Annotated in this window: 24 protein-coding genes and 2 riboswitches; of the genes, 17 read left to right on the forward strand and 7 right to left on the reverse strand. The window is 37.3% G+C overall.

Annotated elements, in window-relative coordinates; all coding sequences use genetic code 11:
- Nucleotides 1-325: 325 nt before the first annotated feature.
- A complete protein-coding gene (locus tag ACM26V_RS20920; RefSeq protein WP_416151933.1) occupies nt 326-934 on the reverse strand; it encodes a site-specific integrase in 609 nt (202 codons plus the stop codon).
- Between the two features lie 366 nt (nt 935-1,300).
- Between ACM26V_RS20920 and ACM26V_RS20925 the strand changes: the two genes are divergently transcribed.
- From ACM26V_RS20925 to ACM26V_RS20940, 4 genes are all read left to right on the forward strand, one after another.
- Nucleotides 1,301-2,155, forward strand: a complete 855-nt coding sequence (locus tag ACM26V_RS20925; RefSeq protein WP_416148706.1) for an HD-GYP domain-containing protein — start codon at nt 1,301-1,303, stop codon at nt 2,153-2,155.
- Nucleotides 2,156-2,486: 331 nt separating this feature from the next.
- Entirely contained in the window at nt 2,487-3,053 is a 567-nt protein-coding gene (locus tag ACM26V_RS20930; protein ID WP_416148707.1) for a sigma-70 family RNA polymerase sigma factor, read from the forward strand.
- Nucleotides 3,031-4,032, forward strand: a complete 1,002-nt coding sequence (locus ACM26V_RS20935) for an anti sigma factor C-terminal domain-containing protein (protein ID WP_416148708.1) — start codon at nt 3,031-3,033, stop codon at nt 4,030-4,032. Before ACM26V_RS20930 ends, ACM26V_RS20935 begins: the two co-directional genes overlap by 23 nt.
- Before the next feature lie 331 nt (nt 4,033-4,363).
- The gene (locus ACM26V_RS20940) at nt 4,364-5,107 is read left to right on the forward strand and encodes a GNAT family N-acetyltransferase (protein ID WP_416151934.1); all 744 of its coding nucleotides are present in this window, start codon (nt 4,364-4,366) and stop codon (nt 5,105-5,107) included.
- Nucleotides 5,108-5,301: 194 nt separating this feature from the next.
- Here the strand turns inward: ACM26V_RS20940 and ACM26V_RS20945 are convergent, their stop codons facing one another.
- Nucleotides 5,302-6,699 (reverse strand): class II fumarate hydratase, encoded by a 1,398-nt coding sequence (locus tag ACM26V_RS20945; RefSeq protein ID WP_416148709.1) that lies wholly within the window; start codon nt 6,697-6,699, stop codon nt 5,302-5,304.
- Nucleotides 6,700-6,988: 289 nt separating this feature from the next.
- Nucleotides 6,989-7,753 carry a MerR family transcriptional regulator gene (locus tag ACM26V_RS20950; protein WP_416148710.1) on the reverse strand — a complete coding sequence of 255 codons (765 nt, stop codon included), beginning with the start codon at nt 7,751-7,753 and terminating at the stop codon, nt 6,989-6,991.
- Between the two features lie 100 nt (nt 7,754-7,853).
- Between ACM26V_RS20950 and ACM26V_RS20955 the strand changes: the two genes are divergently transcribed.
- Nucleotides 7,854-8,501 (forward strand): hypothetical protein, encoded by a 648-nt coding sequence (locus ACM26V_RS20955; RefSeq protein WP_416148711.1) that lies wholly within the window; start codon nt 7,854-7,856, stop codon nt 8,499-8,501.
- 141 nt (nt 8,502-8,642) lie between these two features.
- Here the strand turns inward: ACM26V_RS20955 and ACM26V_RS20960 are convergent, their stop codons facing one another.
- From ACM26V_RS20960 to ACM26V_RS20975, 4 genes are all read right to left on the reverse strand, one after another.
- Nucleotides 8,643-9,503, reverse strand: a complete 861-nt coding sequence (locus ACM26V_RS20960; protein WP_416148712.1) for a DUF421 domain-containing protein — start codon at nt 9,501-9,503, stop codon at nt 8,643-8,645.
- Between the two features lie 14 nt (nt 9,504-9,517).
- Nucleotides 9,518-9,724, reverse strand: coding sequence for a DUF1657 domain-containing protein (locus ACM26V_RS20965; protein WP_416148713.1), 207 nt, complete (start codon nt 9,722-9,724; stop codon nt 9,518-9,520).
- Between the two features lie 24 nt (nt 9,725-9,748).
- The gene (spoVAD, locus tag ACM26V_RS20970) at nt 9,749-10,768 is read right to left on the reverse strand and encodes a stage V sporulation protein AD (protein ID WP_416148714.1); all 1,020 of its coding nucleotides are present in this window, start codon (nt 10,766-10,768) and stop codon (nt 9,749-9,751) included.
- 157 nt (nt 10,769-10,925) lie between these two features.
- Nucleotides 10,926-11,132 (reverse strand): DUF1657 domain-containing protein, encoded by a 207-nt coding sequence (locus ACM26V_RS20975; RefSeq protein ID WP_416148715.1) that lies wholly within the window; start codon nt 11,130-11,132, stop codon nt 10,926-10,928.
- A gap of 198 nt (nt 11,133-11,330) precedes the next feature.
- Here ACM26V_RS20975 and ACM26V_RS20980 point away from each other — a divergent pair, with 198 nt between their 5' ends.
- The 12 genes from ACM26V_RS20980 to feoB all read left to right on the forward strand — a co-directional run bounded on the left by ACM26V_RS20980 (nt 11,331) and on the right by feoB (nt 26,215).
- The gene (locus tag ACM26V_RS20980; RefSeq protein WP_416148716.1) at nt 11,331-11,972 is read left to right on the forward strand and encodes a nitroreductase family protein; all 642 of its coding nucleotides are present in this window, start codon (nt 11,331-11,333) and stop codon (nt 11,970-11,972) included.
- Nucleotides 11,973-12,385: 413 nt separating this feature from the next.
- Complete coding sequence (locus tag ACM26V_RS20985; RefSeq protein WP_416148717.1) at nt 12,386-13,360, forward strand: AAA family ATPase; 975 nt, start codon at nt 12,386-12,388, stop codon at nt 13,358-13,360.
- Nucleotides 13,357-14,619, forward strand: a complete 1,263-nt coding sequence (locus ACM26V_RS20990; protein ID WP_416148718.1) for a DUF58 domain-containing protein — start codon at nt 13,357-13,359, stop codon at nt 14,617-14,619. Before ACM26V_RS20985 ends, ACM26V_RS20990 begins: the two co-directional genes overlap by 4 nt.
- A complete protein-coding gene (locus ACM26V_RS20995) occupies nt 14,620-16,893 on the forward strand; it encodes a transglutaminase TgpA family protein (RefSeq protein WP_416148719.1) in 2,274 nt (757 codons plus the stop codon).
- 53 nt (nt 16,894-16,946) lie between these two features.
- A riboswitch (purine riboswitch) is annotated at nt 16,947-17,048 on the forward strand.
- Nucleotides 17,049-17,275: 227 nt separating this feature from the next.
- Nucleotides 17,276-18,814 carry a glutamine-hydrolyzing GMP synthase gene (gene guaA, locus ACM26V_RS21000; RefSeq protein WP_416148720.1) on the forward strand — a complete coding sequence of 513 codons (1,539 nt, stop codon included), beginning with the start codon at nt 17,276-17,278 and terminating at the stop codon, nt 18,812-18,814.
- A gap of 153 nt (nt 18,815-18,967) precedes the next feature.
- A riboswitch (purine riboswitch) is annotated at nt 18,968-19,070 on the forward strand.
- 167 nt (nt 19,071-19,237) lie between these two features.
- Complete coding sequence (locus ACM26V_RS21005; protein ID WP_416151935.1) at nt 19,238-20,548, forward strand: NCS2 family permease; 1,311 nt, start codon at nt 19,238-19,240, stop codon at nt 20,546-20,548.
- 249 nt (nt 20,549-20,797) lie between these two features.
- Nucleotides 20,798-21,232 (forward strand): DinB family protein, encoded by a 435-nt coding sequence (locus ACM26V_RS21010; protein WP_416148721.1) that lies wholly within the window; start codon nt 20,798-20,800, stop codon nt 21,230-21,232.
- 45 nt (nt 21,233-21,277) lie between these two features.
- On the forward strand, nt 21,278-22,075 hold the full coding sequence (locus ACM26V_RS21015) for an ABC transporter ATP-binding protein (protein ID WP_416148722.1): 798 nt from the start codon (nt 21,278-21,280) through the stop codon (nt 22,073-22,075).
- A gap of 184 nt (nt 22,076-22,259) precedes the next feature.
- On the forward strand, nt 22,260-23,351 hold the full coding sequence (locus ACM26V_RS21020; RefSeq protein ID WP_416148723.1) for a type III polyketide synthase: 1,092 nt from the start codon (nt 22,260-22,262) through the stop codon (nt 23,349-23,351).
- On the forward strand, nt 23,351-23,854 hold the full coding sequence (locus ACM26V_RS21025) for an isoprenylcysteine carboxyl methyltransferase family protein (RefSeq protein WP_416148724.1): 504 nt from the start codon (nt 23,351-23,353) through the stop codon (nt 23,852-23,854). Before ACM26V_RS21020 ends, ACM26V_RS21025 begins: the two co-directional genes overlap by 1 nt.
- Nucleotides 23,855-23,990: 136 nt before the next feature.
- Nucleotides 23,991-24,227, forward strand: a complete 237-nt coding sequence (locus tag ACM26V_RS21030) for a FeoA family protein (RefSeq protein ID WP_416148725.1) — start codon at nt 23,991-23,993, stop codon at nt 24,225-24,227.
- Nucleotides 24,224-26,215: a ferrous iron transport protein B gene (feoB, locus tag ACM26V_RS21035; RefSeq protein WP_416148726.1), complete on the forward strand. Its 1,992-nt coding sequence runs from the start codon at nt 24,224-24,226 to the stop codon at nt 26,213-26,215. Before ACM26V_RS21030 ends, feoB begins: the two co-directional genes overlap by 4 nt.
- Nucleotides 26,216-26,228 lie beyond the last annotated feature (13 nt).

Genomic DNA, 26,228 nt, shown 5'->3' on the forward strand with positions numbered 1-26,228 from the left:
ATCCATCAAAGGAACAGTGAAAAGCATAAAATTCTCTAATAAATAATGAACAAACCTCTTAGCATATCGGAGGTTTGTTTTTTAGTTATATGTCTATTAATTCGATTTTACAATCGGATGCTGTTACCTCATTTATTTCATACAAAAGAGAAATAGCGACCGATTAAAGGTGTCGATGGTTGCTTTTAACCTTTTATCATCTAATTGAATTTTCTCCGCTAGATCTAAAACAGTATCTGATCTCAAAAATCATCCGTGAATGAAAATGATTGTAGTAATAAGTTTCATTAACAACTGCTCCAAATTAAATAAAGAATTATATGGATTAACCTAAATTTGAGTTTAAATACACAGCCTGTTTTTGTTCTTCAGTGAAACCAATATATTTCAAAGTTGTGGAAGGAGATGAATGGTTTAAAATATCTTGAAGTAAAACAATATCAACCCCATTTTTATAAGCATGATATCCAAAGGTTTTCCTCAGTGTGTGCGTACCAATTTCTCCATAAATAATATTTCCATTTTCATTTCGCTGGACTAACCCAATGCTAAAAGCGGCATTATTTAAAATTCGATAGGCTTGGGTTCTAGAAATAGGTTGGTTCTTTCCTTTTCGACTTTTAAACAAGAAATCTTCCATCGCTGGGGCTGTTTGATTAATGTAAATTTGAGCTGTTTCTTTCACGATTCCCCCTAAGTAAAATCGTTTATGTTTCCCAGTCTTTTGTTCTTTTATCTTAACATATTCTTTAATAGATTCATTGTTTAAACAAATATCCTGAACACGGATTTTTAAGATGTCGCCTATCCGTAAACCAACATTAATTCCAAAAATGAATAAAAACTCATTTCTAAGTGACTGTTTTTTTAATACTTTTCTAATTGCTTTAATTGTTTCTAGGTCTCGAATGGGATCTACGGAAATGATGGTGATTCGCCTACTTTCTTTTTATTACAATATATTTGGTTTATATATTACATGACAGAAGAGAAAAAGAAGCAAAAATACATTAAAAATCCTAGTTATATAGGATTCTTAATGTATTATAAATGAACTTTGATGTATTCGCTAATTGACTATGTTTTTTTTCAATGAATGAAAAAACTATGAACAAAGTTACGGCTTAATTCTACTAAATAATATAAATAATGGCAAATAAAAAGAAATTTTTACATAAAAAATAGTCTTTTAGACTAATATACTGTTCAATGTAATACAATTCATTTTTGATACATTCAAAATCTTTCATTTACAACAATATCGCAGTTCAAATTTAACTTTAAAGAAGGGGATAAAAAGATGATGAAAGCAAAAAATATTAAAACGGTATTTGATTTAACTAAAGCTGAAAATAGAGTAGAAGATTTCTTGTATATTATGTCTGATAAACGTTACGGATTAGCGATTAAAAATGAGGACGAAGTTAAAAAAATTGCAGAAACTTTCTTTGAATTAATCAATATGGAACCAGTTAAAACGTTAATAAATGAATTAAAAAAGAAAGATTACTATACGTATATTCATGTCGTTGATACGTTCATATTAGGGACGTTGTTTTCGAATCATCTTAATTTACCAAATCAATTAGCGTATGTTAAAGGATGTTTAATGCATGATATTGGAAAATTAAATATACCTTCTGACTTCCTTCAGTTTAATGGGCCTCTAAAAAAGAAACAATTTGAGGAAGTTAAGCTGCACACATTGGCAGGAGAAGATCTCTTAAATACATTTATTAATACAATGGAAGTCGCCTTTTTAGCTCGTGATCATCATGAAAGGTTAGATGGATCAGGCTATCCACATGGTGTGACAGAAGAAAATTTAACGTTGGAAGCTAAAGCATTAATGATTATTGACGTCTATTCAGCAATGACGTTAGACAGGCCATACCGAGCTGCATTAAGTAGTGTCGAAGCATTGACGTTTCTCTTGGAGTCTGAAAATCAATTTGACCAGAAGTGTGTGAAAAAGTTTTTAGAAATGCTACATATATTCCCTGTAAACTCCACAGTTCGACTTTCCAACAAACAACTAGCACGAGTGGTCCATGTTCCTTCTTCCCAACCCTATTTGCCGGATGTAGAGATATTAGAAACAGAAGCTATTGTGAAACTCAGAGAAGAAGTACTTGCTATAGAAAGTTTTTATTAATATAACAGATAGATATATAGAATGACTGTTTATTTAGCCGTTGTAAATAATGAACGTAGTCAATGGCTAAATAACTGCTTCCCTCCTCCACTTTCTAGTTATAACCTCTCTAAATCTTATTATCTCAATTATTAACTTCCAGAACTTGAATATTGGCTTCCATCATTATTAAATTCACTCGGTTGAAATTATGACTCTAATTACATCAATTCCCTTAAAAACTATCCTTTTTCAAATAAACCTCTTACGATAGAAGAATTAAGAAAGTTTTAGAATCGACTGTAACATTTTTGAGATTGGTTCGTTCTAAAGAGGAGAGGAGGTTCAGAGAGTGGGGAAACAGACTAAAAAGCTAGAAGATATTTATTTAACTCATGCGAAATCTTTATATTATTATTTGTTGCAACTCTCTGGATCTCCTGAAGTAGCAGAAGATTTGCTACAAGATACCTTTGTGAAAGCGACGATATCATTGGATTTTTATAAAAATGAAGAAGTAAAAAGTTGGTTATTTAAAGTCGCGCGGCACGCGTATTTCGATTACTGGCGAAAGCGGAAACGTTGGGAATGGGTGCCTTTTGTTGAATTAGTTCATATCAAGGAGCAAGTATTTCATCCATACGAAACACCAGAATCATATGTGATCGAAAAAGAAAGTAGCGAACATATACAGAAAATATATGGTTTAATGCCTGAAAACTATCGAACCATTTTGTTTCTAAGAGACGAAGAAGAATTTACTTATAAACAACTAGCTGAGACATTGGAGCTTTCAGATAACCAGGTGAAGGTGACATTACACAGGGCGAGAAAACGATTTAACGAGCTTGTTCCATTGTATTTTTCAGAGAACATAAAGATGGGAGAGAGTGACGATGACGGAGAAGTGGACAGATAAAACGGGAATGAAGGCATTAAGACGTTATCGGTTTACATTAACACTGAAAATTATTCGTATACTACTGATTATTTTATTTACTGGCGTGATCTACCAAATGGTTTTACAAATTTCATATTCAGAAACAGACAATCAAGAAAAGCTACAAACGTATGCTCAGTTGTCAGCTGAATGGACAATGCCGGGAGTCAGGGTTGACAGGTTTGGTGGTACACTGGGTGATATTTCTGCGTTTTTTACAGAAAGAACGTCGATCGATTTGAAAAAGAGAGTCGGGAGTGACGATAAGCGTATCGGAACAAGAGAGATTGTAAAGCCTCTAGTTAAATCATTTACTCATTTGTATGATGATATTACCGATCCAGATGTATATGCAGATTATCAATTTTACTTACCTTATGATCCTCGAAATGAACGCAGTCTTTCTGCATCAAAGGAAGATGGCGTTTGGGATACACTTGAGACGCTTCATGAAGGTACTGTAGCGGAAATGGCCTTTTCATTTGATGACTACTATCGTCCGGAGGAAATAATGGAATTCCTCGATGATTATGATTTGACGGTATCCTGGTTACCGTTATTTATGGGAGAGTTGCAAAATTTTGAGTCTGGTTCGGGTGGCAGTGAAGATACACTTTCGGTTGATCCGTGGGGACTATCGAGTGGACAATATTTTGATGAAAAATGGCGTAATAATGCAACGAGCTTTCTTTCTCTGGAAAACATTGACGAAGTTGAATCACAGATGATAGCAAATATGAAGCTTCTTTATGAAGAGGATGATACTTTGGCGGAGGCAATGTTTCAGATGCCTCATTTCGAGGAGCGGATTGAATTTTTGGAGGAAGATGGATTTAAAGTCTACGGTGCTGTTGTGACAGGTCCAACGAAAGAATTGTTGACGTTGCAAGAAGAGAAAATCATCCGAGGCGAGCAGTTAGGATATATCACGTACTGGAACTGGTCACAGACTGATTAAACTGAGTTTTATCAAAAGTATCTTATAAATAAAGGAGCGTGATAGTATGTTAACATCTGTAAACTGGCCGGTTATTATCATTCTTATTTTGATGATGGTCTTGTTAATTGGAGGCGTATCATTTTTAATTCGTCGAAGCCAAAAGTAGCTAATAGAGTTCAAGTTCTAAAAAACGAATCGCATGCTGTTACTCTCATTGTGACAGTTATGCGTTTTTTGTTTGCTATTTTCTCCTCACAGATGGATGAAGTATGCACTAGCAATCTAGTAATAAAATAAGGCATAATAGATATCAGCACCGATGATTATAGGAGGACTAGTTGTGAAAGCAATGTCGTTTGAAAAGATTCATATACTTGGAGATACTGTTGCGGAAACAGATTTGTATAAACAACATCATTTCCCAGAAATGCTCGTTATGTATGATAGTAATTATATTCAGTTCAAGAGGCTTCCATCGTTGAAAGAATTTATTGAAGCGGAAACATATTTGCAGAACTTTCATGCTAGATATGAGCAAAATCATGTGAAGTTTTATTTTCCGGAGAATGAAAAGCTTACGGAAGAGTTAGATAACTATCTAAATAAAACTGGTTATGATATTGGTTTTATGGAATTATATAGTATACAAGCGAGCGAATTTCCTGAAATAAAACATCATCGAGATATTGAAGTTGAGGTCGTTACAGAAAAAAACATTGACGAATTTCTTACGATAAATTATCAACAGAGTTTAGATTTCGGGAAAAAGTTTGCTAAACAAAAGAGAAAACTTATTCAACGGCAATTTAATGATCCTAGTTACTTACAGTTATTGGCTTATTATAAAGGAATACCTGCAGGTGTGGTCCATGTAATTGTTTCTGATGAAACAGCTGAAATTGACAATTTGACCGTGGAGGAATCCTTCCAAAAAAATGGCGTAGGCAGCGCTCTGCAAAAAAAGGTGATGGACACGTTTCCTAATAAAACGATTATTTTAATTGCTGATGGAGAGGACACAGCGAGAAATATGTATAAGAAACAAAATTATCAGTACTGGGGCTATAGATTTGAAGCGTTAGAAACCTTTTGATGTATTCATGGGATGAGGGTTACTTAATAATAGGCTATCCCAAAAATACAGTAAGGAATTTCATGGTTACTCCCTGTAATTTGAGCAGTTAGCGAGAAAGAGTTGGATTTGGACTGCTTGAGAGGGGTTGTCTTTAGCAATTTACGAGCCAGATTCCCATTATACTCTAGAAGAGAATGCAAAATGGACGCCTACTAAACAAACTCAGTAGGGTCAAGTGCCTTCTCAACTTCATCAGTGAGGAGTCCTTGCTCTTGAAGAACTTGCTTTAAAGTTTTGTTCTGATCATCCGCTTGCAAGCCGATTTCTGAAGCAAGATCATAACCAATTTTAGGATTTAACCCTGTTACCAATGATAGACTGGCATGCATCCAGTTATTGCATATCTCTTCATTGGCTTCAATGCCTCTAATACACTGGCCTACAAGCGTTTCGACTGCGTTTGACATGATCTCTATCGATTCAAGTAATGTATGAGCGATCAGAGGCATTAAGATATTAATTTCTAATTCGCTCCAAGTACCAGCAGCGGAAACTGTCGCTTCATAACCAATCACTTGCAAACAAACCATATGCGTCATCTCAAGGATCGCAGGATTGACTTTTCCTGGCATGATCGTTGAACCAGGTTGAACAGGAGGTAGGCTTATCTCATTTAAACCTGTTCGCGGGCCAGAGCTAAGTAACCTTAAATCGCTTGTGATTTTAATTAAATGTACGGCTAACTCTTTTAGAGCAGACATTACGTGAATCGCAGCATTTCTGTTTTGCATAAAACTAAACATGTTAGCAGGTTGTTTGAAAGGAAGGTTTGTCCGTCTACTTATTTCAGCTACAACTTTTTCGGGATAATCGGGATGGGTGTTGATGATTGTTCCGATTGCATTTCCACCTATCCCCAATTCATAAAGTGGATCCAATGTTGCCTGAATATGAGAGTAAGCAGATTCAATCGTTCCTGCATATCCGGAAAATTCTTGTCCCAATCTCATAGGTACACCATCGTGCAAATGTGTGCGGCTAGCTTTTAGAATCGGCATAAACTCGTTTGCTTTCTTTTCAAGCTCTTGCTGTAAGTCGAAAATAGTAGGAAGTAATCTGTTCACGATGTTCTCGACTGCTGCAATATGCAATGATGATGGGAAGGTATCATTGGTTGACTGTGATTTATTGACATCGTCATTTGGATGGACGCGATATGTACCAATCGACTGCTCAGATGATTGTTGCAAAAATTCTGTCGCCCTGTTTCCGATGACTTCATTTGCATTCATATTTTGTGACGTTCCAGCTCCTGCTTGATAAATATCGACAACAAACTGGTCATCCCATTTTCCATAAATAATTTCTTCAGAAGCGTCGATGATTGCTTGACCAATATTGGTAGGTAATTGACCTAATTGCATGTTGATTGATGCGGCAGAAGCCTTAATAATTCCTTGTGCGCGAATAAATGATCGAGGAAGTTTCCTGCCACTGATTTGGAAATTGCCAACAGCTCGTTGCGTTTGAGAACCAAAATACGCTGAAGCAGGTACAAGGATATCACCTAATGCGTCTTTTTCAGTTCTATAGTGGTTATCGGAAGGCATTATCAATCTCTCCTTATATCACTTAATATTTCAGTGGTCTTCCTTGTTAGTCTGACCATTGTTAAGAAGCATTATCCGGTCAGAAAAAAAGTACTACATTACGCTTCGATGTCATGCCCCCCACCTAACCTAATTTCTCTTGACTCGTAAGTTTAATAAGAAAATGGTATCTACTTATTGAAGCAACCTTCCCGTATGTTACACAAGAGTAGCGAAAGTTTGTTGAGCCATCGTATCCCTTTATTGAACAAAACTACTCCTTTTTCTCTCCGAAAACTGAACCTATTAGTTACCTTTTAACTTTTTTCTCTTTTTCAATAAAGAATTCCCACGCTTCCTCAGTAAACGAAAGCAAGTTTTCATCCAAAGGGTAAAGGCCCATTTGGTTGGATTGTTCCGTTGATTTACGAATGCTCCAGAATTGTTCCGCAGCATCGTCATCGTCTGCGAAGATGTCCTGTGACTTTTCGGCGATTCTCTTAATCAAACGTTGAACATTTGCAGATGAAGGGGATTCGTTTTTCATATGATCTTGTAGTTGATTGATTATGTCGAACCATTCCAGCGTTTTTGAATCGTTGTTTTCCATCTTTGGTAAGTGATTCAACAGAGGCAATTGTTGTTCTGAAAATTGTTCAGAAATAAATAGTTCTCTTTTTGTTGAGTCGTTTTCAGAAATGTATTTAGATTTAAGTAATAGCTCCCATTTTATTTCCCCATCAATCTTTCTCATATTTTGAATCGACACTAGCTGATTTTTCATGTGAGTTAATCGTTGTTGTTCTTCTTGAATGAATGCGAGTTGAGACTTTAGCATGTCATTTTCACATGGAGAAGTTAGTATCTGATGAATTTCTTTAAGGCTAAATCCTAATTCTTTCCACGTTGTAATTTGGTGGAGAAGGAACAAATCATTATCTTCGTAATGGCGGTGACCATGCTCATCTTTAAAAGTTGGCGATAGCAATCCGATATGGTCATAATGATGTAGCGTTCGAATGGATATACCGGCCTTTTTTGCCAATTCACCAATTTTATAAATCATTTTTTTCATCCTTTCCTTGCACCTAACGTAACGTGAGGGGGTAAACTGTACTCAATAAACAGGTTCGCGTTATATATCAAATATCCTTTAATGAAATTAGGTGAATTGTTTGGAAAACTTTGTTCAAAGCTATTATTGGGAATTATTTATCTTTACAGAAGTAATAGCAGTCCTATGTATAGTACTATTTACCGTTTTTCGCTATATCCTTGGTCAAAAAAACAGAAGTTTATTTTTTCTCGGACTATTTTTGATTTCGAATGTGATTGATGCTGTAGTCGCATACTATATGTATACACTAACTGGAGAAATTGAAGCGTTCCAGATGATAGTAGGAATTTTTCTTTTATATGCTTGTACATTCGGTTATCGTGATTTTAAACGGCTTGATCGTTGGTTACGAACAAAAATCGAGCATTTCACAGGAAAAACATACGTCACTGATCAGGAAAAAAGAGACATTGAAAAGGCTTCGTTGCCTGAAGAAAAAGCGAAGCAAGAGCGAAGAGGTTGGTATTTACATGCTGCGTTATTCCTTGGTGCATTTATAATCTCATTTTTTTACATAGGAGAAGGTGAGATTCAAAAATTATTTATGTCATTAGACTGGTTAGAACGATGGTTTAACGATACTGAACAAGGGCCATTTAGTGAAGCGATGGCCAATCAAGTATTTCAAATATGGTTTATTATATTTGTCGTGGATTCTGTTATAGTTTGGTCTTATACGCTTTTTCCTGAAAAATCAAATGGATAGTTACAACAAAAAAGATCCCCATGACTTTCATTTATGGAGATCTATTTTGTGCTTTAAGAATAACTTCGCTAAAGGATTAAAGTATAAGGTAAACTAAGGCTTTCGCCATGGAGGAATTGGCAACAAGCCAAATTTTTCTAATTATTCTTTTGTATAAGGAGTTACGGTTTGATAGATTTGTTTCATTTGTTTCGAGCATCTCTGGTAGCTCTTTTTAGCTTCTTCGTTTTCGGTATCAAGCGCAAACAATTCGAGGTCAGCTTGTACTTTTTTTATGTTAGCTTCGAGTAATGGAAGTTCAGTTGGAGTGGTTAGCTGCATGGCATCGTCATATAAATCAAATGTGAGCTGACCATATTCGTCTACTTGTGCGACAAAAACATTTTCGAGATTTGCATTCATTTTTTGTAACTCTGTTGTAAGCCATTCCTGATTTAGTCCTCTAGTTGTAAGAGGTTCATGAAGGATTCTTCCGTCCATAATTACTGTTTCAGGTTCTTTTATTGGAGGCACTTTTTGTTTCAATATTTTAGGTGTAATTGGCTGTTGGTCTTGCTTGGTGAGAATGTTTAATTCTCCACTTCCTTCCAAGACTGCGAATTCAACATCTGCATATTGAAAAACATCTTTTGAACGTAGCCTTGATAATAAATCATCTGTGGTCATACGTTGCTTTTTCATATTGTCTTCAAGAATTTTCCCATCTTTTATAATGGGAACACCGTCGCCTGAGAAAAAGGAACGGAACGCTTTATTTTTTTGGCTTAGTAATGATACGCCAAACATTAAAATACCTAAAACAGCTAGAGCAGTTATTGGAAGTACAATGGGAGTAGTTAATTGAATAGATCCAACGGCGACAATGATAGCCATTGACGCCATGATACTGAATTCAAACAGTGATGATTCACCAAGAGGCTTTCTAACAAAAACTCTAGCCAAAATAAATAAAATCACAAATCCGGCTAAACTTCTGAGGCCCACTTCCACCCAATTTGGCATATATATCCCCCTTATCATTGTTGTTGATATTGTGGTTCCTCGTTTTCAATTTCCGCTTTTCTTGATTGTATTTCTCGGATGACTTCTTGAGTATTCAGTGCACTTTGATGAAACGCTTTTTTTGCCTCTAAATCGTTTGTTTTAGCTGCTAAAGTGGACAAGTTTGCTTCAATGGATTGAAGTGACACAAGTGTTCCGTGGACAAGGCTTCCTACTGTCATTGTCAATCTCCTTTCCGTATGATTTTAATTTGGCTGACTTGGGGCAGCTTCTATTGATACGGCATGGGCAATACAAGGAATAGATTCTTTTTGTTGGAATGATAATGGCGATAATAATGCTCCAGTTGCAACAATGAGCATTTTTTGAATTTCACCTTTTTTCATTCTGTTTAATAAATGGCCATACGTAACAGCGGCGGAACAACCAGCTCCACTTCCACCTGCTTGAACAGGTTGATCTTCATGATAAATAATTAAACCACAATCGATGATGGTATCTTCAGAAATGTTCAGCTTTTTTTGTTGAAGCAATTTCTTTAGAATAGGTGAGCCAATTTTGCCAAGATCTCCCGTTACAATTAGGTCGTAATGATCATGATCAATCCCCAGATCTCTAAAATGAGCAACTAATGTATCGGCTGCAGCAGGAGCCATCGCCCCTCCCATATTAAACGGATCCGTCAAGCCCATGTCGATAACTTTACCGATTGTAGCTGACGTGACGACTGGCCCGACGCCAATATTGGACATCACGACTGCGCCTGAAGCGGTCACTGTCCATTGTGCAGTTGGTGGCTTTTGTGAGCCGTATTCTGTGGGATAGCGAAATTGTCTTTCGGTCGCAGCATTGTGACTAGATGCTGCCGTTACGATTCGGTCTGCTCCGTTTGCATTGATAATCATAGCCGCGAGCGCCATACCTTCCATGGATGTAGAACAGGCTCCGAATAAGCCTAAAAAGGGCATCGCTAGCGTTCGACTTGCAAAACTAGAAGGTGTGAGTTGATTAATTAAATCCCCCGTAAGCAAAAAATGAATGTCTTCATTTCGTAATTCAGCTTTTTCAACAGCTTTTGTGATAGATTCTTCGAGCATAACCTTTTGTGCCTTTTCGTAGGAATCTTGTCCAACCCATAAATCTTCATGTAATAAGTCAAAATCATTTGCTAATGGTCCCTTTGCTTCAAAAGGACCACCAACGATTCCCGTAGATATGATTACTGGCTGATTTTCAAATTCCCACGTTTGGTGTCCTTTTAGCATGGAACAATCACCTCTCCAAATTGAATGTTGTAGTACTGATTGATGTAGCAAGACTTACTATCAATTTTTAAACTCAAAAGACGTGGTGTCATCACATTTATATTTACTTCTGTCTGCTATGTAGAAACACGGATCAGTCGCTGATCCGTGACAAAAATTATTGTTGTTTATACTGAGGTTCTTCTTGCTCAATTTCCTGCATTCGAGGCTCTAATCCTGAAACAACGCCTTGTGTTTGCTGAGCCATCTGTTGAAAAAGTTGTTTCGCTTGTTGATTTTCAGTCTCGAGTGCAAACGTTTCTAAACTCGCTTGTGCACTTTTCAATCCAGCTAAAGTTTGTTTCATTTTTGCACCTACAGTCATCAATAGTCCTCCTAAACTTTTGTGTGAAGAATCATTCGTTAAATAGGGTGTATTTGTTATGAACTAATTATGACTTGTAAAATTTGTAAAGGAGATAATTGAATACCAAATTTAAATGGACGAGAGCAGATTCTTTGAGTGAACCGAGGTGTATTGGTATAATGGAACATGTGAAAAATGATTAGGAGTGATTATTTAATGAGTTCAACAACATACTCTCAAGATATGGGAGTCTATAAAACGATCGAAGAACGTCATACTGTTAGAAAATATCAACCTGGTATTAAAATGCCAGAAGAGGAGTTAACAGAGATATTAGAAGCTGCGATACAAGCACCATCATCATGGAATTTGCAACCTTGGAAATTTCTAGTGATTGATGATCCTAGTAAGAAAGAGCAACTTTTGCCAATAGCATATAATCAGCAACAAATTATAGACAGTTCTGTTGTCATTGCAGTTCTAGGTGATCTTGAAGCAAATAAAAATGCTGACGCCGTTTATCAGGGCGCTGTCGATAAAGGATTTATGACGGAGGAGATTAAAAATACGTTGGTCGGACAGATCAATGACGCTTATGATGGGATTACCCCTTTTCCACGTGATGAAGCGATGTTAAATCCGTCTTTAGCAGCGATGCAGCTCATGCTAGCAGCTAAAGCAAAAGGCTATGATACTTGCCCAATGGGTGGATTTGAACGTGCCCGATTTAAAGAAGAATTCCATGTTCCGGAGCGTTATGTTCCTGTTATGCTTTTAACTGTAGGCAAAGCAGCGAAGCCGGCTCACCCGTCTGAGCGTTTTTCTCTTGATGAAGTTGTTGTAAAAAATACGTTTTAAATATGTTAATCCCGTAAGCTAAAATGCGCTTACGGGATTTTTAGCATTTCAGGTAACGAAACGAGAGGGTGCGTGCCATTCAAGAGGTGTGGGTACGCTGAAGGTAACGAAACGAGGTGTAGCGTTCCTTTCAAGAGGGTATAAAGAGATAAAGGGAACGTTCCGAGGATTTCCTTTCCCTTCAAAGGAAATCGTTCCACTAAAAGGAATCAAACAGATGCTGATATTTATCATATACAATGATTCTTGCATTATATAAATCGGAAATTGTAACCAATTTGGTAGATTTCTGGAGAAAAACAACGAATTTTCTAGTTTTTCATGATATCATTAACTCATATTATTAGCGCAGAAATGCAAAAGAAACTATGAATTATTTACAATTCCGATCATAAACCAAGGAGGACCAATCAGTGCATAATCGAACAGAATCGACTGTGGTGATAAAGCCACATATTCATAGATTGATTGAGAACGTAGAAAAAGTAGTCGTTGGAAAAAAACGAGAGATTGAGCTTAGTTTGATTGCCTTGTTAAGTGGGGGACATGTGTTATTAGAAGATGTTCCAGGTGTTGGTAAAACGATGATGGTACGAGCGATAGCTAAATCAGTTGGCGCCGATTTTAAGAGAATTCAATTTACACCAGATTTGTTGCCATCGGATGTAACCGGTGTTTCTGTTTTTAATCAAAAGACGATGGAATTTCAGTTTCGAAAAGGTCCAGTTATGACAAATATTGTTTTAGCAGATGAAATTAATCGAACTTCCCCAAAAACGCAAGCTGCTCTTTTGGAGGCATTGGAAGAAGGAAGTGTGACAACGGATGGGGAAACGAGAGAACTTCAAGACCCATTTCTTGTTATGGCTACGCAAAATCCGATTGAATATGGAGGGACATATCCATTACCAGAGGCGCAATTAGATCGTTTTCTCTTTAAATTTAAAATTGGATATCCATCTAAATCAGAGGAGTTAGAAGTGTTAAATCGGGTGGAAAAACGCCATCCAATTGAGGAACTTCAGCCTGTTTTATCTTTAGAAGATATATTAAACATGAAAAAAGAAGTGAAAAATGTTTTTGTTAATGAAAATGTGAAGCAATACATTATTAATATTGTGACAGCTACACGGCAGCATCATTCCGTATTCCTTGGAGCTAGTCCTCGTGCGTCGATTGCATTGATGAAAGCAGGTCAAGCTTATGCTTATATGCAAGATCGCGATTTTGTTTTACCAGATGACATAAAATATTTAGCGCCATACGCTTTACAACATCGAATGATCTTAAATTCAGATGCAAAACTATCAAACGCAACGAATGAAAAAGTCATTTACGATGTCGTAGACCAAGTTCATATTCCAACTGGGAAAGAAACAGCCCGATGAAGTTTGAATTAAAAGGGAGACGGCTGAATGCGATTTGGTCAACTGTGAAATTTTTATTAAAATCACTATTTGTTATTGGGTTATTCGTTGCTGTTTTTAGTTATGCGATGTTTCAAGGTGAATTTGTCAGTTGGTTTTTATTTTATAGTATCACCACACTGGTCGTTTTAATGCTTTTATATTCGCTCATTCCTTTAGGTAGCTTTATTGTCACTAGAGATACACAGGAAGGTGCGATGCCAGCAGGGACAGAACTTAAAGTTGAGTTGACGATACGTAGAAAATGGCTGTTTCCATTTTTATATTTAACAGTTGAAGATGATATGGAAGATGGATTAAGGAAGCAGATGCCTCCCCACGCATCCAAAATGATATTTTATCCGACAATGAAAAAGGAATTGCAGTATACCTATGTGATTCCTGAATTGAAGCGAGGTCAATATACACTTTTCGGTGTTCATCTGTCTACAAGTGATATGTTTGGACTTTTTCGAAAAAGAAAATTTATTCCTATTACAACGGATCTTCTTGTATACCCGAATTATCATGACATTGAGCGTTGGTCAGCTTATGAAAAAAACGAATCTGAATCAGTGCTATCATCACAAGAATTTGTCGAGGATATGACGTCTATTGCGGGAGCAAGGGAATATGTTCCAGGAGATAAATTAACGAGTATAGATTGGAAAGTTACCGCCCGAACAAATAAATTAATGACGAAAGAATTTGAAGAATATATAGGACAAAACTTCTTAATTGTTTTTAACAATCAAATCCCAAATGATCGTTTTTCTACAACGGATGCTTACGAAAAGGGTATCGAGTTGGCGACATCGATTGTGATGTACGCGTATAAAAAAGACTTGCAAGTTGGTTTGTGGACGTTGGGAAAAGAAAAGCACTTGTTTGATCTTGATAGTGGAGGAGATCATCAAAAGAAGATGGTTACCCATTTTTCAAAAATTCGGCCAAATCTAAATACGAACTTTGCAACGAATCTTTATGAAGTGGAAGAACAGATTCCAGCAGGGGTAACGATGATTTTTGTTTCAATAGAATTGACAGATGACTTGTTAAGCCGGATGAAGATTCTTATTTCTAGACGTATTAAAGTATATTTTTGCTTGATGAATAAAAAGAGTCAGACCGATTCATGGGAAAAGAGACGTTTTGAAGAACTTCGGCGAATTGGAGCAGAAGCGTACCTTTTATCAGGCGGTAATTTGGACGAGGAAGTTACAACTTATGAAGGTGATTAAATGGCAAAGTTTAAACGTCAATCAACCAATTCGTTAACACATTTATTTATATATGTGCTCACATTATTATTACTATGGGAATGGTTAAGGCCAATCCCAGTCGTAACAGATACAGGACACATTCATCTTTTTGTCTGGTTTGCATTCTTTAGTGCGGTACTTATTTATTTGCGTGTTCCGCTTTGGGGAACAATCCCATCGACTCTCGTAGCAAGCTTGTATGGGTTGCACAGAATCTATTATGAGGGACGATTCCTTAGCTTCGAAGGCGGGTGGCAAACCTTCATCTTTTTCGTGGATGAATTCACGTATAACTCGAGTCTTATATTTTCGGGTGAATTTGCAAATTTGACCGATCCATTTCGAACATTTTTGTTATTTTTACTATTAGCACTTATTTGTTATTTACTGTATTTCTGGATTTTTCAGACAAAAAGTATTTTTATGTTTTTATTATCAACGGTGATTTATATAACTGTCTTGGATACTTTTACTGCCATTGATGCATCAATGGCGATTATAAGAATTGTGGTTATTGGTTTTTTCATGTTAACGCTACTTCATATGTTAAAAGTTAAAGAAGATGAGCAGGCAATTGGAAAACGGGCATCGACCTTCTTTTCACCTACTTGGTTGTATACGCTAATAATCATGATTGCCATTGCAACGTTTGTTGGCGTTGTTGCACCTAAGCCAGAAGCGAAGTGGAGTGACCCGGTTCCGACAATAAGAAGTTTTGTTTTAGGAGAAGGTTCAGGAACTGGTTCTCAAGTAAGACGAGTTGGTTACGGAGAGAATGATGAACAGTTAGGTGGAGGCTTCAGGCAAGATGACGACGTTGTTTTCACAGCAGAAGTGGAAGAATCGACCTATTGGCGTGGGGAGTCAAAACACGAATACACAGGTAAGGGATGGGTTTCTGATCCGTCATTTGTTGAGTCCACATATATTTTTGAAGATGAAATAGATTATTACATGTTTGATGAGCTTGCTGAATTAGTGGAGCGTCAAGTGTCAATTGAAATGGAAGATGGTATTGGTTTCTCACATTTCTTCTATCCTGGTCAGTTGAAACAAGTGAATCTTGATACTCTGTCATTTTTGGCGGATGGAGATGACGGGGAAATCAATCAATTAACATTCAATACCGATACGGTAGGCGGACGTATTGAAGCGAGTTCAGATGAGTTTGACCCAACATTAAAGAGCTATGAGCTGACTTATGATGACCCAACTTTTCCGATTGAAACATTGCGGAATATCGATGAAGAAAATGACTCTGAAGATATTAAAGATTTGTATCTTCAGTTACCTGATGATTTACCTAGTCGTGTGATTGATTTGGCAGAGGAAATTGTCGAGGACGAGGAGAATCGTTACGACAAAGCAAAAGCAGTAGAGCAATATTTTTCTGAAAATGACTTCCAATATCAAACGACAGATATTCCTGTACCTGAAGAAGGGGAAGACTATGTCGATCAGTTTTTATTTGAAACACAAATTGGATATTGTGATAATTATTCGACGTCAATGGCTGTAATGCTCCGCGCATTGGATATCCCAACGCGATGGGTGAAAGGCTTTACTGCAGGAGAATTAATAGGCGAAGCCGATGATGGTCGTTCGGAATATGAAGTGTCAAATGGAAATGCCCATTCTTGGGTAGAGGTGTATTTCCCTGGTGCAGGATGGGTTCCATTTGAACCGACACAGGGATTTGAAAACTATGCCGATTTTCAAGAAGAAGATAGTGAAATTGATGAGGAATCTGAAAATGAAGATGATAACAACAGTGCGGAAGAGGCTTTAGATGATGACATGTCCCCTGATAGTGATAATGGCTTAGATGAGGGTGTAGATGCTGAGTCAAGTGCAAGAGCAGATGGTTCAGGAAAGTTAACGGAATACTTTACACTAAAGGTATTTTTCATATCTATCGTTGTGATGTATATGGTAATAGTTTTTTATCTAAATCAGAGCAAATTTCAAAAATATTATTTCTTATGGCACTATCGTATGATTGGTCAAGATAGTCGTTATACGAAAGCTTACCACCGTTTACTGTGGATGCTTAAGAATGATGGGTTACCACGTGATGATGGTGAAACTTTACGGGAGTATGGAAAACGAATTGATATGGTCCTAAATTCGAAAGCGATGGGGAATCTGACCAAAACATACGAGAAAATATATTATGGTGGATATCAACCAGAAAAAGTTTGGGAAGAGCACCAAAAGGATTGGGAAGAAATCGTAAAATTATTGAGTTCTTGACCAACTCATACTCAATTGATAAAATAAACTGGTCATATAGCTACTAGCTCTTACAATTATATATTTTTTTGCCTCATATATCCTTGAGAATACGGCTCAAGAGTCTCTACCAGATTGCCCTAAACAATCTGACTATGAAGGTGGAACTCCATTTATATGAACTGGAAATTCTGCCTTCGTATTTTTTTTGATACGCTGTGTGGAGTTTCTAGTTTTTTTATAGGATCTAAACTAATTATTTGTTAAGAATACGAGGAGTTATAATAAAAATTGTGCAACACTAGTAAATGACATCTAGACTAGAAAATATTAATGGAGAACGATGAATATCAAATATATTTTACGTAACTAGCTTGCGACAAAATGAAGAGGTGGAAAAACAATGAAGGAAATCAATGAAAAAGTAATTGTGCTCGATTTCGGTGGTCAATACAATCAACTGATTACTAGGCGGATTCGTGATTTAGGCGTGTTTAGTGAGTTAGTTACTCACAAAATTACCGCTGAAGCTTTGAAAGAAATGAATCCAAAAGGCATTATTTTATCTGGAGGTCCTGGAAGTGTTTATGCTGATGATGCTCCTGGATACGATAAAGCAATATTTGACTTAGGGGTTCCTGTTTTAGGTATTTGCTACGGTATGCAATTGATGACTCACCATTTTGAAGGTGGCGTTGAAGCGTCTAACCACCGTGAATATGGGAAAGCTAATATTACTATAGAAAATAAATCGAAATTATTTGGTGATCTTCCAAAAGAGCAGTCTGTCTGGATGAGTCATGGTGATTTAGTAAAAGCACCTCCAACAGGATTTCAAGTCGATGCAACGAACGTATCTTGTCCAGTTGCTGCAATGAGTGATGAAAGCCGTGAATTATATGGTGTTCAATTCCACCCTGAAGTTCGCAATTCTGAGTATGGAAATGAAATGCTCAGCAACTTTGTCTATACGGTTTGTCAATGTGTTGGTAACTGGTCAATGGAGAACTTTATTGATATCGAAGTGGCAAAAATCCGTGAGAGTGTAGGAGACAAGAAAGTTTTATGCGCGTTAAGTGGCGGCGTAGATTCTTCTGTAGTCGCTGCATTGCTTCATAAAGCGATAGGTGACCAACTAATCTGTATGTTTATCGATCATGGATTGCTGCGAAAAGACGAAGCAAAAAGTGTAATGGATACGTTTGGTGATCGGTTTGACATGAACGTAGTGAAGATCGATGCGCAGGAAAGGTTTTTATCTAAGCTTGCTGGCGTGAAAGACCCTGAGCAAAAGCGTAAGATCATTGGTAACGAATTTATTTATGTTTTTGAAGAGGAAGCGGGAAAACTAACGGATGTGGACTTCCTAGCGCAAGGAACTCTTTACACAGATATCATTGAAAGTGGAACAGATACAGCAAAAACGATAAAGTCACATCATAACGTTGGTGGACTTCCTGCGAATATGAGGTTAGATTTAATTGAACCGTTAAATACATTGTTTAAAGATGAGGTTCGTGAAGTCGGATCGGAACTTGGATTACCGGACGAAATTAATTGGCGTCAACCATTTCCAGGACCTGGTTTAGGTATTCGTGTGCTCGGTGAAATTACAGATGAAAAATTGGAGATTGTTCGTGAATCTGATGCGATCTTACGTGATGAAATTAAAAAGGCAGGCCTTGAACGAGAAATTTGGCAGTATTTCACGGCATTACCTGATATGCGAAGTGTTGGCGTAATGGGTGATGAGCGTACGTATGATTACACTGTTGGAGTCCGTGCTGTCACGTCGATTGATGGGATGACGTCCGATTGGGCACGAATTCCTTACGACGTTCTCGAAGTAATTTCAACTCGGATTGTTAACGAGGTAAAGAATGTTAACCGTGTCGTGTATGACATAACATCTAAGCCGCCAAGCACGATTGAGTGGGAATAATTTTTTTAGTCAGAACTAAAAATTTTGTGCAACGAATCGTTTATAGGAAGTTTCTTTGTACGATTTCCTAACAATAGACGAATGAAAAATTGTTTTTAATGAATAATATTCGTGTTTTTCATTGACAATAATTATGTTGCTTGCTACACTAACAAAAGTAAAACATCTTAGGTTCGTATAATATCGGGGATAGGGCCCGAAAGTTTCTACCGAGCTACCGAAAATAGGCTCGACTACGAATGATGAAGATTGGATTAGTGTAGTGTGGAAAAGAGGAGTAGTCTCTTTTTCATATACTAACCTTTTTTCATGATTGGTAGTTTTGAAACGAGTGCCCCGGTTCCTAAAATAGGAATCGGGTTTTTTTGGTTAGGAAAGGAAACAGACACCAGTAGATTTGAAAATGAAAGGGAGTATGGGACAATGGAGCGTTACTTTCAATTTGATGAACTTAAGACAGATTACAAAAGAGAAATTATGGGTGGGATCACGACATTTCTTGCGATGGCGTATATTCTATTTGTAAATCCGAGTATTCTTGCGGATGCAGGAATGGATTCTGATGCAGTTTTCGTGGCAACGGGACTAGCGGCTGCAATTGGTACGATCATCATGGGGATTATTGCACGTTATCCGATTGCTTTAGCACCAGGTATGGGATTGAACGCATTCTTCACGTATTCTGTAGTATTGGGAATGGGAATTCCTTGGGAAACAGCACTTTTAGGTGTTTTTGTATCAGGTATTATATTTATTATTATTACATTGGTTGGGGTTCGCGAATATATTATTAATGCGATTCCTGCAGAATTAAAGTATGCTGCGGGAGCGGGTATTGGACTTTTTATTGCTTTTATTGGTTTACAAAATGCTGGTATTGTTATTGGTTCAGAAGCAACACTCGTTGAAATAGGAAACTTGGGAGCAGGACCAACACTCTTAGCTATTTTTGGTATTATTATTACTGTTGTGTTTATGAGTATTGGTCTTCGCGGTGGAATTTTCTACGGGATGATTGTTACCGCGATTGTCGGAATGATTTTCAGCGTAGTGCCGACTCCCGATGGAAGTCCATTTGGTTCAATACCGAGTTTGGCTCCAACATTTGGTGCTGCATTTAGTCCATTCGGTGAAATGGGACTTGGAGAAATATTTACTTTACAATTGTTTATTGTTATTTTAACCTTTTTGTTTGTTGACTTTTTTGATACGGCGGGAACATTATATGCTGTTGCAAATCAAGCAGGTTTCGTCAAAGATAATAAATTACCACGCGCACAACGTGCACTTTTAGCTGATTCTTCAGCAACGTCGATAGGAGCAATTCTTGGGACATCTACAACTACTGCGTATATTGAATCATCATCTGGAATTGCAGCAGGGGCAAGAACAGGTTTTGCTTCAATTGTTACCGGTGTGCTATTTTTACTAGCTCTGTTTCTATCACCGTTACTAGTTGTTGTGACGGAAGCAGTCACAGCTCCAGCGTTAATTGTCGTCGGTGTGTTGATGGCTGGTTCTTTAGCAAATATTGATTGGAAAAAATTCGAGATTGCTGTTCCAGCGTTTTTCACAATCCTTGCAATGCCTTTAACTTACAGTATTGCAACAGGGATTGCACTTGGGTTTATCATGTATCCGATCACGATGGTTTGTAAAGGACGCTACAAAGAAGTTAATCCAATTATGTATGCACTATTAGTTGTGTTTGTGTTGTATTTTATATATCTATAAGAAATAGTCTTTTGATTTAATATCGGAAGATTGGTAGCTCATAAATAGATAGCTGTCTCATTAGTCGGTAGAAACCGGTAATGAGGCAGTTTTTTGATTGATACGTTAAAATGGTAGAGTAATGATGTTAAAATATATAGAACCTGAATCCATTCTAGACGAACGCTTTCCGCGGGGCAATGCTTCAGCAGAATGTCAACCATCAGTAAAATATAGTCGGCTAATAGATTAAACGAAGGGGAAGGTTGGATGTTAAATTCTAATGGTTTTAAATATACAGCCACCATGACCAACGCTTTAGCACTAGAAATCCCTAAGAATTGTTGGGATACGGTGTTAATACCTGAGTTAGGTACTTTGCGGAAACTCTTTATTCATATTGTACGTTTAAGAGATGTTTACCGTGATGGACTAATAACTGGGGAAGTAGAATTTCCTGGTCTTTTACCATCGAAAGATAATCGTCTTGTTGATGAATTGGAACGAAGTATGAATGAATTAGCTAGTGCATTTACACAATCAAAGTTTAATCAAATTAAAATGGGGAATCAATATTTAACAATAATAGAGCTTCTGAATACGGCAGTACAGCATGAAGGGATTCATCAAGGACAATATTATGTAGCTCTTAAACAAGCGGGCATTGATTTACCTAAACAATGGATCCAAGATTGGAACATGTAAGTGGCCGACATTATAGAGATGACTAACATAGAAGGATGTGACGTTGTGAATGCAGATAAGGTTATTTCGTTAAATGAAGTTAGCGTAAGAAGAGGCGGAAAACATCTTTTAAAGAACATCACTTGGGACGTACATAAGGGACAAAATTGGGCGATTCTCGGGCTAAATGGTGCAGGGAAAACAACACTTTTAAAAATTATTACTTGTTACATATGGCCGACAGTCGGCACTGCGGATGTATTGGGAAATCGTTACGGTGAAGTAAATATACATGAAGTAAGAAAGTCGATTGGCTGGGTAAGTAATTCGTTAGATCAGCAGTTACAATCATATTCAAATATCACCGCTCTAGAGATTGTATTAAGTGGAAAGTATGCGTCAATTGGTTTGTATGATAGTGTATCTGAAGCTGATAAAAACAGAGCAATTGAGCTGTTGGAAAAGTTTAATATTCAGCATTTAATAGATGAACCTTTGCAAATTTTTTCGCAAGGAGAGCGGAAAAAAGTTTTGCTTGCAAGAGCTTGGATGTCAGAGTTGAAACTTCTCATTTTAGATGAACCATGCGCAGGTCTCGATATTTACTCGCGAGAAGAGTTCCTTGAAACACTGGAAATAATGAATAGGGATGAAGGGGCACCGTCGATTATTTTTGTAACACATCACATTGAAGAAATTATCCCTTCGATCACGGACCTTTTGTTTATTCGTGCGGGTGCAATAATTGATTCCGGCTCGAAACAGCATGTATTAACGGAGGAGAATCTTGAGCGGACATTCGAGGTTCCACTTAGCCTTCATTGGGAAAATGGGCGACCATGGATTCACGTTAAGCAAGCGTAAATTTGAAAAAAAGATTTGCCGTAAGTCAAAGGAAAAAAGCGAAAATATAAGCCGAAGCCTAAATTCAGGTTTCGGCTTATATTTTTTTAGCGGACTGAAAAACTTGTCAAATAAGCATAAAGAATGATGCTTCGAGACATCCTATAGGAAGGATATGCCAATATTTCATAAGGAGGACAAACTTTTGCCAACAATTATTTCAGTAAGTACAGAAATGCCTCCATATCGTATGACTCAATCAGAAATTAAAGACCTTATATATACCTTGTTTTCAAGTTCCTTTCCAAAAATAGATCGATTGATTAAAGTATTCGATCATAGTGATATACATCAAAGGCAGTTTATGGCGCCGAAATCTTGGTATCTTGAATCTCATACATTTGCAGAAAAAAACCAACTCTATGTTGAATCAGCTGTGAATTTAGGTGCTGATGCAATTCGTTCTTGTATAAAATTGGCCAATAAACATGTAACGTGTGAACCTGAAGATATTGACGCACTCATTTATGTATCCAGTTCGGGTATCTCTACACCCACAATTGATGCAAAAATTATGAACAGACTTCCTTTTTCATCACATCTGAAACGAATGCCTCTTTGGGGGTTAGGTTGTGCTGGAGGAGCATCAGGTTTAAGCAGAGCTTATGATTATTGTAAGGCGTATCCGAAAGCCAAAGTACTAGTGTTGTGTATAGAATTTTGCAGTCTTACGTTTGCAAAAGGGGATATGTCTAAAAGTAATTTGGTAGGCACTTCCTTGTTTGGGGATGGTGTCGCATGTGCCTTAGTCTTAGGAGATGAGGTGTCTATAAAAGCGGCGAATGAGCAGACGTTTCCACAAATTACAGGGACACAGTCGACGTTTATGGCGGAATCAGAAGATATTATGGGCTGGGATCTACAAGAAGACGGGCTTCACGTCATCTTTTCAAGAGATATTCCTGTTGTCATTGAGAAGTGGTTGAAACCGAATGTTGAAAAATTTTTAACAAAAATGACGGTAGATTTATCGGATATCCGGACGTTCGTCGCGCATCCTGGTGGAAAGAAAGTACTGTATGCTTATGAAAAAGCATTAGGTTTTTCTGAAAAAATGACTCAAATTCCAAGAGAAATTCTCTTCAATCACGGCAACATGTCTTCGCCAACGCTACTTTATGTATTAAAAGAGATGATGATAAACAAACAGAATGAGGGAAATATTGGGTTAGCGGCGGCACTAGGACCTGGCTTTTGCTCAGAGCTTCTCTTATTAGAATGGAGGAGAAGTTGGTGATGATGTTCTGGCTGTTGTGGCTTTTAACGATACTTCAAAGACTGGTTGAATTGGTTTATGCAAAACGAAATGAGCGGTGGATGAAAGAGAGAGGGGCAGTCGAATTTGGACAAAGTCATTACAAGTGGATGGTTTTGTTGCACATAGGTTTTTTTGTCTCGCTTTTATTGGAGTGGAGTGTTGGTAGTCGAACTCTCCATACATTTTGGGTCCCGATGACAGTCGGATTCATCATTGTTCAAGGTATGAGGATCTTGGTACTTCAGACGTTAGGGCGATTCTGGAATACGAAAGTATTGGTGATTCCAGGAGAAGTACTTGTCACAACTGGGGTGTACGGAGGGAAGATACGACACCCTAATTATTTGATTGTCAGCTTAGAAATACTTTTGTTACCACTTATTTTTCAAGCGTATATTACTGCGATCTGTTTTACGATATTGAATGGTGCGCTACTTTTATTCGTTCGTATTCCGATAGAAGAGCGAGCGCTGAGTCGTTAATTTAGTTATTTTGACCTAAAAAATGGAGGTTTTGTGAACAATTGCACATAATTGTTAATTGATATTGCTTCTCATTGTATACTGAAGTTAATTGAGAATTAATATCAGTTAATGTGAATGTTGAGGGGGTAATATAATGAAGCTAACTGAACTATCGGTAGGGGATAAAGCAACAATTATTGATATGTCAGGATGTTCACTTATGATCAAGAAGAGATTGATGCAATTGGGGATCGACAATTTTTCCGAAGTGTGTATTCAAAATAAATTACCGTTCGGAGGACCATGTTTCATACAATGCCAAAATCAATGTATAAGTATTAGAAGAAAAGATGCCATGTTCATTCAAGTGTTTCAGGAACTAACAACATGATTGGGCTATTAGGTAATCCAAACACAGGGAAAACGTCACTATTTAATGCATTAACAAATTCGTATGAATATGTAGGGAATTGGAGTGGTGTCACGGTCGATAAAAAAGTAGGTTTACTAAGGAATGGGGGAGAGCTAGTAGATCTACCAGGTGTTTATTCTTTAAACCCAGTGTCAAAGGATGAAACAGTTGTTTCATCCTTTCTACTTGAAGGTTATTTTGAATCACTAATAAACATCATTGATGCATCTCAGTTAAAACGAAGTTTACATTTGACTGTTCAACTTCTTGAATTTGGGTGTCCATTTATAATTGGATTGAACATGACTGATGTTGCTAAGAATCGGGGTATAACAATTGATGTTGATGAACTGGCGAACCTTTTGCATGTACCCGTTCGTTCGATTGTTGCAAGAAAAAAACAAGGAATAGCAGAATTAGAAGAGGACTTAGTTGCGGAGAAATACAAGAAAATAAATGGAAATATCATTTCGTATGATAAAAAGTTAGAAAAACTCATTCAAAGAATTGAAGCAATTTTACCAAATGATCTAGCGGTAAATACTCGGTGGGCTGCAATTCAGTACATTGATGATAATTCAGTAGTGAAGATGGAACTCGATCAATTTGTTGAAGAAGGTGAAATAGAGGCAATTATAAGCAAGTACGTCGCTCACGAAAAAATAAATGAAGAACATATGCGTAGGCTTATTCATAACGGACGAGACCGTTATATTAAGAAAATCATTGATGAGGTTGTAACAGGTGAGCAATCAGGGGAAAAGCCATTATCGGAGAAACTAGATCATATTGTCACGCACCCTTTTTTAGGAATACCAATTTTTGTTGCTCTCATGTATTTAATGTTTATGCTGACATTTAATTGGCTAGGGTTTCCGATATCAGATTTGCTAGAGGGGTTAATTTCTGGACCTATTGCTTCAGGGATTGGAAAGGGCTTAACCTTTATTGGTGCAACTACTTTTCTAGAATCAATGGTTCTAGACGGTATTATTGCAGGTGTCGGTGGGGTAATTGTATTTGTTCCGCAAATATTTATATTATTCTTCTTTATTTCACTGCTTGAAGATTCTGGGTATATGGCTAGAGTTGCAACAGTTATGGACCGGCTGATGCAGGTGATGGGATTGAATGGTAAAGCATTTATACCATTGATAATTGGATTTGGATGCAATGTTCCAGGAGTCATGGCAGCGAGGACAATTGAGCAACCGAGAGAAAGACTCGTTACGATTTTGTTGTCCCCACTTATGTCTTGTTCGGCAAGGCTTCCAGTCTATGCATTGTTTGCAGGTGCTTTTTTTGCTCAACAACAAGCAGTTGTTGTTTTATCTTTGTATATTTTAGGTGTTGTTCTAGCATTGTTTATGGCTAAACTATTATCAAAAAGTATGTTGAAGTCAGAAGAATCTTTTTTCTTTATGGAACTTCCCCCGTATCGCGTTCCTCAACCTTTATCGTTATGGAGGAGTACATGGGAAAAGGGCAAAGGTTTTCTGCGAAAAGCTGGAACTTACATTTTTGCAGGGTCAGTCATTATTTGGTTATTAACTTATATAGGACCCGGTGGTATCGGTGTTGACATGAATGATAGTTTTCTAGCTGTGGTAGGAGGGTGGTTTAGTCCACTATTTTCTCCATTAGGTTTTGGGACGTGGCAAGCTTCAGCTGCGCTTATAACTGGGTTCTTAGCCAAGGAAATTGTCGTTGCTACGATGGCGATATTATATGTTGTGCCAGAAGCCTCAATGCATTTGGCTTTATCGGAGGCATTCAGTCCTTTAGCGGCATACAGCTTTATGGTGTTTATCTTGATCTACGTTCCGTGCTTAGCTACGGTTGCGGTTGTAAAAAAAGAAACGGATTCTATGAAACTGGCGTTATTTAGTATGGCATATGCATTTATCTTGGCTTATGGACTTTCATTTCTGATATATCAAGTAGGGACAATTTGGTTTGGTGGTTAAGAAGGACGGAGGG

The organism is Salipaludibacillus sp. HK11, from assembly GCF_047795645.1.
Lineage (GTDB): Bacteria > Bacillota > Bacilli > Bacillales > Salisediminibacteriaceae > Salipaludibacillus.